Genomic DNA, 6393 nt, shown 5'->3' with positions numbered 1-6393 from the left:
ATATAGGGTGTAAAAGCTTTTACAAAACAATAAGGGGAATCGCTACATGAAATCAAATGAGAAAAATTTTATAAAAAGATTACAGCGGCAAAAAGAAGACGCGTTAGAATTCGTTGTCGATACATACTTACCACTCATAAAGGGGATCACGCATAAAGTTCTACTTCCCATTCAAAATGATGGACTCATAGAGGAATGTATAAACGATATATTTCTTTCCATTTGGAATAACGCAAATAAATTCCATGGAGAGCCGAGTGATTTTAAAAAGTGGATTGCAGCGATTGCGAAGTTTAAAGCAATTGATTATTACCGGAAATCGACTAAAACAGTAGAAATCATTTCAGATGAGTTTCATATCAGTACAGAAAAATCAGCAGAAGACGAATTAATCGTTATGGAAGATAGGGAAGAATTATTGAAGCTCATTAATCAATTAGAACCGCTAGATCAAAAGGTGTTCATTATGAAATATTTACTTGGTATGAAGACAGAGGAAATAGGTGACAAGTTAGGATTAACTCGGGCAGCAATTGATAATCGAGTGTACCGGGGGAAAAAGAAACTACAACAAAATGCTACGAAAATTAGTTTTGGAGGTAGTGCAATATGAAAGACATTTATGAACTATTAAATGATATTGATATAGATGAAAAAGAATTAGAAGAAATTGAGGCTTCTGAAATTGAAAAGGAAAAAGTAAAACGAAATGTAAAACAATCGATACGTACGAAGAAAAAGATGAAAAGTTGGAAGAAGGGTGTCGCTGCTGCATCAATTTTAGTAGGGTTATCGGTTGCAACTCTTGGTATCGGATTTCCTACATATGCCGGGGGATTGCCAATTGTAGGTGACATATTCCGATTTTTAGATAATGGTAGAACAGGGTTATATGAAAATTATAAGGAATTTTCGACTGAGTTGAATATGACAAAAGAGAGTAATGGGGTTAAGGTTACAATTAATGATGTAATTTCTGATGGCAGAACATTATCTATAACGTATTCACTGGAAAGTGAGCAGGACTTAGGGGAGGATCCTATCATATTAGGTGGATTGGATATAATGGACGCTCATGGTAGTTCAGGCAGTGGTAAAATGACTAAAGTTACTGAAAAAAAGTATGTAGGTATGGTAACAACGACGCATCATGATAGCAATAAAAAGGACAAAGTAAACTTTAGATGGAATATAGAGAGAATAGAGATGCCAGATAGGAAAAAATCAATACAAGGTAATTGGAATTTCGCGTTAACTGTAAAATCAGTGGATAGTAAAGAGAGAACAATTGGTGGGAGTTCAGAAAAAGAAGGTATAAAAGCAAATATGGAAAAGGTCGCAATATCGCCAGTTTCATTTATTCTTTATTACAATCAAGAGGTTTCTAAGGGCGCGAGGAAAGAATGGGATAGTGTAGATGTTGAATTGACGGTTAAGGATGATTTAGGGAATATTTATTCGGGTGAAGGAAATGGGGGAAGTGGCAACGATCCTTACAATATCCATTGGAGTGCCACCTTCCAAAAACTAAACGAAAATGCAACAAAGCTTATCGTTACACCTCGCGTGCACTTGCGAGTACATACACCTGAAAATCATGGTGGAGTAGAGTATGTGAATGGGAAAGAGAAGAAAATAGAAGTGCCGAAAAAAGAAGCGAAGAGCAAAGATATTGTGTTAGATGATATTGTCATTGATTTAAAGAAATAAAAGAGAGACTGCCTAAAATCATTTAGGCAGTCTTTTTTCGTTAAGAACTAGTTACGAGTAACGCATGGGGATGCTGCGTTTTATATTCATCTTTCCAAGGAATATTTAGTTGTTCCCACGATTTGCCGCTATCATTGGATTGAAACACGCCGTTGTTATTTAAAGTGTAAAATGTATGTGGTTCTGCAGGATTTGTCGCAAACATTGAGATGACTGTGCCGATTGCAGATGGTAGACCTTGTTGTACTTGCTCGAAAGGAGTATCTTTCGTTTTACGATAAATATAAGATTCATAAGGAATACGGTGATGAGCGAGGTCAGCACTTGGTGCGGCAGAAACGAGAATTGTATCGCAATCAGCCGGATCAATAGCCATGCTGTATAAATAATGATGTTCAAGTCCTGCACTACATGAGATCCAGCTGTTTCCATTGTTATAACTCTCAAGATAAGCACGATCAGGTCCGCCCATAAATCCGTCACCACATGATGCATAAAGGCGATTTGGTGCTTCAGGGTGCATAAGTAATTGATGAGCATCGATAGGAGCACCGAATTTTTTATCAATCCATGTATGCCCTTTATCATTACTTTGAATAACAGCACCAGCTTCGATTGAAACGTGTATTGTATTAGGGTTGTTTGGATCAACTGTAATCCAGCGTACGTGATGGGTAAAAGGTCTAGGCGGGAAAGCCCATGTATAAGAAGATAATAATGATTTCATATTTTTAAGTTCAGTCCACGTTTCACCACCATTTTCAGAGCGAAATAAAGCGCTCGGTTCTGTGCCGACATAAACGACCCCATATCCGTTAACTTGTTCATTTGAGCTTATTGTTATGGAAGTGATAGAGGAGTGCAAAATACCATCTTCTTTAGGGAAATCAAAGTAACGATAAGAATCTCCAATTGGTCTCCATGAATCCCCACTATCGTCACTTAACCATAAACCTCGTCCAAATGTACCACAATATACACGGTTTTGTTGGAATGGATCAACTGCAATACAGGTAGGTTGCATATTTTGTAAGTGATATGTTGTTTCAAAGTGACCATATAGTTCTTTCACTACAACAAGTTCACGCTCCATACAGAGAAACAGTCTTTTCAATTTCGTCCCCTCCTTAAAAATTCTTTCATTAGTAAACAATATGAAAATAAAAAAGAAGTAGTCTTGTTTTATTTGAGAAAAAGGGATTGTTTAAAAAATAGCGAAGTGTGTATACAGAGGAAGCGGGCGTTTACAATCAGTCAATTCGGGATAAAGATGGGGAGTTTGTTTCATACTAACATACAGATATTGTACTTAAAGGAGTATAAGTATGGGACATTCGCATGATCATGGTCATTCAAAAAATAAAAAGGCGTTACTAATTGCCTTCCTACTAACAACAAGTTTTATGATTGCAGAAGTTGTTGGTGGATTTGTAACAAATAGCTTAGCACTACTATCTGACGCGGGGCATATGCTAAGTGATGCAGTATCTTTAGCTTTAAGTTTACTTGCGTTTAAACTCGGAGAAAAAACAGCAACAACTGCGAAAACATACGGGTATAAGCGAGTCGAAATGTTAGCAGCATTATGTAACGGTGTCGTTCTTATTGTCATTTCGGTATACATTTTTATTGAAGCAATCCGTCGTTTTAAAGAACCAGTTGAGATTGCTAGTAATGGGATGCTCATTATTGCAGTCCTGGGTCTGCTTATTAATATTTTATCAGCTTGGATATTAATGAGAGGCGGAGATGTGAAAGGTAATTTGAATTTAAGAAGTGCTTTCCTGCACGTACTAGGCGATCTATTGGGTTCCGTCGGAGCGATTATTGCTGCGTTACTTATTAAATTTTTCGGATGGACTGCTGCAGATGCGATTGCTAGTATTCTTGTGTCTATTTTAGTCATTATTAGTGGATGGCGTGTAACACGTGATACGGTTCATATATTAATGGAAGGTGCACCACAGCACATAAATGTTGAAGAGGTAAAAAGTACGTTATTAAATATTCCGATTGTCAAAGAAGTTCATGATTTGCACATATGGTCTGTCACATCAGATTTTCAAGTATTAACATGTCATCTTATTATTAAAGGGAATGAAACGAAAAGTGTATTAAAAGGGGCTACGTATGTATTAAAGGAGAAATTTCATGTAGAACATGTCACCATTCAAGTAGAAATAGATGGTGAATTTAATCATGATGAGACAACTTGCAAAGTATGAAAGAAAAAGGATAAGAAAAAGTGTCATAACATTTTTCGCACGGCATACATATATATAATGTGGCCACAAGTACTTTGCAAGGTAAATATTTCATGAAATTACTTTACTTATAAAGAGTCATCTTTTATAATCAAAAGTGGTAATTGATAGAGATTATCATTTTCAATGATCGTAGAAAGGAGTTTTTTAAAAGATGAGTAGTCAACTCCGTTTTGCTGTTGAAAATCGTAAGAGGCATTTAATTGATGAGTTAATTGGAGCAGGTGTGTTTAAGATTCGCGACCGACAATTATACGAGCTGTCTTTAGAGGAATTGGAAAAAGAGTACGAAGATATGGAAGATTATGCGAATATTCAGGCGTAGCTATATAGATTAGTAAAAGGAGAGCTGGTTACGATTTTGTGTAACCAGCTCTCTTTTTATTTCGTAGAAATTATTTTTTGTATTTCTTTCATGGGACGGAGCCAGTTTTGGGTCATTATTTGTTCCATTTGTTTTTCGTCCTGCTTCTGTAATGCTTGAATGATAGAGTGATGTTCTTCAATAGATTGACTTGCTGGAACAAAGTTTTGGAAAAACAAATATTCAAGACGTAAAACGTGAAGTTGTATATTTTCTAGAAAGGGTTCAATATATTGGTTTTTAGCAATAGAAGAAATTGTATTGTGGAATTGTATATCTAATTCTAAAGCTTGTTTTGCGTTTTTTTTCTCTATAGATTGCTGAAAATGCTCATTTATTTCAGAAAGTAGTTGAATATCAGCGTTTGTAATGTTTTGAAGAGCTTGCTTTCCTATAATAGAGTGAAGACCAGCCATCGTTTCATAAATGATAGATACGTCGTCTAACTTAATAGGAGCAATTTTCGTTTTTTGCCCTGGTACCATTTCCACTAATCCAGAAAGCTCTAATATTTGAAGTGCTTCTCTTACAGGTGTTCTGCTTACTCCTAGTGCCTCAGCCAATTCCCCATCATTAATTTTTTCATTGGGCTTCAGTACACCTTCAATAATCCAATTTTGTAGTTGATTTAAAACGAGTGATTTTGCTGAAACTCTTCCTGGTTTTTTATAATTTTGAGGGACAGGCATAGTGAATTCAATCCTTTCATTGTATATTTTCCTTTTTTGCATGAACAAGCTTTAATTTTTGTTTCCCTTCATCCGGCTTTTGGCTTAAGATGAGCACCATTACAATGACACAAAAAGCGCCTAATAACTGAAAAGATTGAAATGGCACTTGCAATATAAGTACAGAAGAAATAATAGCTGCGAGTGGTTCTGTGCAACCAAATAATGTTGTTTCTTTCGGAGTCAGGTATCGTATGCTGTCTAAGTATAAATAAAAGGCAATAAGTGTCCCGAAAATGACGACAAATGTGATGAGCGGTAGGGTACTTAGTTTTACATATTTCATAGTTGATAATAAAATGAATTCGTTTGTAGAAATAAAGTGTACAATCGTTACACCAATACCCCCAATAATCATGCCCCATCCAACGATAACGGAGGAAGACCATTTTTCTAACAATTCCTTTGAATATAAACTATAAAAAGCGAGAGATAATCCAGATAAAATCCCCCAAATAATAGCTGGTGTAGAAACAGCCAAGTTATGAACAGACCCGTTTGTTAGTAAGAGAAAAGTGCCTACTAATGAAAGGGTAATTGAAATGAAATCAATTTTTGATGGACGAACGTTCCATTTGAAAAGTAAGTATACAGTGATGAATATAGGAGCTAAATATTGTAATAATGTTGCCACGGCAGCATTTCCTTCTTTAATTGAAGCGAAATACGTATACTGTACAGCAAGCATACCGAATAGACCAAACAAAATCATTTTAATAGCATCAGATTTTTGTTTCCAAATGCTAAATATCTCTTTTTTTCTCGTTCCGAATGAGGAAATAATGAGCAAAATAATTCCAGATATAAGTAAACGGATCGTAACTAACCATTCGGTTGAAACATTGTCATATTGAAAAAGTTGTTGTGCAGCTGTACCAGACAAGCCCCATAAACAAGCACCGATTATGACCATTATAATTCCTTTTAATCGATTTGAATCCATATGATCTAAAATTCTCCTTTCTAAAAATACAAATTGAATACAATATGCAATATATCACAGAATGACTCGTTAATAAACTGAAATTTCTAATTTGTTTTTTATGTATAGTAAAATATTGTAGAGGAGGGGGAGTATATGTTAGCTGGATTTTTAGTTTGTTTATTTGTTGGGTTACTTATCATTTTTTTAGGGTATCAAATACATGTGAAAAAGAGGTTGTTTTTGTTAGCAGGATATCAAGAAGAAACGTTTGTTGAAGATAAAAATAAATTAGCGAAGCTTTCAGGAGCATTTTCTTATATAGTTGGAGTTGCTACTATAATATTACCGCTTGGCTTAGAAAAAATAGGTGCTGTAGTTGGTATCGTATATGCTATATTAATT

The 6393-nt window shown here is 35.2% G+C and carries 8 protein-coding genes; 5 read left to right on the top strand and 3 right to left on the bottom strand.

The features are described from left to right. Nucleotides 1-46 precede the first annotated feature (46 nt). Nucleotides 47-613, top strand: coding sequence for a sigma-70 family RNA polymerase sigma factor (locus ACQGS6_RS21030; RefSeq protein ID WP_000840006.1), 567 nt, complete (start codon nucleotides 47-49; stop codon nucleotides 611-613). Beyond that, nucleotides 610-1710, top strand: coding sequence for a DUF4179 domain-containing protein (locus ACQGS6_RS21025; protein WP_003312848.1), 1101 nt, complete (start codon nucleotides 610-612; stop codon nucleotides 1708-1710). The genes ACQGS6_RS21030 and ACQGS6_RS21025 overlap by 4 nt, the downstream gene beginning before the upstream one ends. 40 nt (nucleotides 1711-1750) lie before the next feature. Here the strand turns inward: ACQGS6_RS21025 and ACQGS6_RS21020 are convergent, their stop codons facing one another. Continuing rightward, nucleotides 1751-2824 carry a WD40/YVTN/BNR-like repeat-containing protein gene (locus ACQGS6_RS21020; protein ID WP_001987089.1) on the bottom strand — a complete coding sequence of 358 codons (1074 nt, stop codon included), beginning with the start codon at nucleotides 2822-2824 and terminating at the stop codon, nucleotides 1751-1753. Nucleotides 2825-3035: 211 nt separating this feature from the next. Between ACQGS6_RS21020 and ACQGS6_RS21015 the strand changes: the two genes are divergently transcribed. Together ACQGS6_RS21015 and fbpA are read left to right on the top strand one after the other, a co-directional pair. Continuing rightward, a complete protein-coding gene (locus ACQGS6_RS21015) occupies nucleotides 3036-3935 on the top strand; it encodes a cation diffusion facilitator family transporter (protein ID WP_426965532.1) in 900 nt (299 codons plus the stop codon). 193 nt (nucleotides 3936-4128) lie between these two features. Next, nucleotides 4129-4299, top strand: coding sequence for a Fur-regulated basic protein FbpA (gene fbpA, locus ACQGS6_RS21010; RefSeq protein ID WP_000098302.1), 171 nt, complete (start codon nucleotides 4129-4131; stop codon nucleotides 4297-4299). Between the two features lie 56 nt (nucleotides 4300-4355). Here fbpA and ACQGS6_RS21005 read toward each other — a convergent pair whose 3' ends face one another. Together ACQGS6_RS21005 and ACQGS6_RS21000 are read right to left on the bottom strand one after the other, a co-directional pair. Then, the gene (locus tag ACQGS6_RS21005) at nucleotides 4356-5027 is read right to left on the bottom strand and encodes a GntR family transcriptional regulator (RefSeq protein ID WP_426965531.1); all 672 of its coding nucleotides are present in this window, start codon (nucleotides 5025-5027) and stop codon (nucleotides 4356-4358) included. Nucleotides 5028-5043: 16 nt separating this feature from the next. Further along, a complete protein-coding gene (locus tag ACQGS6_RS21000) occupies nucleotides 5044-6009 on the bottom strand; it encodes a DMT family transporter (protein ID WP_000378087.1) in 966 nt (321 codons plus the stop codon). A 135-nt stretch (nucleotides 6010-6144) separates the two neighbouring features. On the opposite strand from ACQGS6_RS21000, the gene ACQGS6_RS20995 reads away from it, so the two are divergent. After that, on the top strand, nucleotides 6145-6393 hold a 249-nt coding region (locus ACQGS6_RS20995), incomplete at its 3' end, for a DUF3784 domain-containing protein (protein WP_426965530.1).

The organism is Bacillus sp. GMs2/2 (assembly GCF_050172095.1).
GTDB classification, from domain to species: Bacteria; Bacillota; Bacilli; order Bacillales; family Bacillaceae_G; genus Bacillus_A; species Bacillus_A cereus.
The sequence above is the reverse complement of the archived record's forward strand: the minus strand, read 5'-3'. Positions and strand labels throughout refer to the sequence as shown.

Excerpts from the sequence above, each read along its gene's own strand:
- fbpA (WP_000098302.1), top strand. The coding sequence starts at position 4,129 with ATGAGTAGTCAACTCCGTTTTGCTGTTGAAAATCGTAAGAGGCATTTA.
- ACQGS6_RS21025 (WP_003312848.1), top strand. The coding sequence starts at position 610 with ATGAAAGACATTTATGAACTATTAAATGATATTGATATAGATGAAAAA.
- ACQGS6_RS21005 (WP_426965531.1), bottom strand. The coding sequence starts at position 5,027 with ATGCCTGTCCCTCAAAATTATAAAAAACCAGGAAGAGTTTCAGCAAAA.
- ACQGS6_RS21030 (WP_000840006.1), top strand. The coding sequence starts at position 47 with ATGAAATCAAATGAGAAAAATTTTATAAAAAGATTACAGCGGCAAAAA.
- ACQGS6_RS21015 (WP_426965532.1), top strand. The coding sequence starts at position 3,036 with ATGGGACATTCGCATGATCATGGTCATTCAAAAAATAAAAAGGCGTTA.
- ACQGS6_RS21000 (WP_000378087.1), bottom strand. The coding sequence starts at position 6,009 with ATGGATTCAAATCGATTAAAAGGAATTATAATGGTCATAATCGGTGCT.